This window comes from Cytobacillus oceanisediminis 2691 (genome assembly GCF_007678455.1).
GTDB lineage: Bacteria > Bacillota > Bacilli > Bacillales > Cytobacillaceae > Mesobacillus > Mesobacillus oceanisediminis_A.
In genome coordinates, this window is sequence record NZ_VEEP01000327.1 from 1 (window position 1) to 248 (window position 248).

1 protein-coding gene is annotated in these 248 nt (G+C 39.9%); it reads left to right on the plus strand.

The features are described 5' to 3' along the window. Positions 1-11: 11 nt before the first annotated feature. Positions 12-248, plus strand: a 237-nt coding sequence (locus FS736_RS23880) for a hypothetical protein (RefSeq protein WP_144481566.1), incomplete at its 3' end; no start/stop codon positions are given.

The window sequence follows — 248 nt, forward strand, 5'->3', positions numbered from 1 at the left end:
AAGGAGAAGGGATGATGATGAAGAGGAAAGAGTGGAAAGGGGGAAAAATGATGGATGTGTTTTTGAGTTTTTTGGGGTGGGTATTTGTGATGCTGTTGTTATATAAGTTAAGTTGTGAGTTTGAAGGAAAGGTTGATTTGAGTTTTGTTGAATTAAACTTGGAGAATGGAAATTGGATACTGCTGTTGAGATTGGTTGTGGGGATGAGAAGTGGTGGTTGGTTGAGCTGGTGGAGTTCGTATAACAGG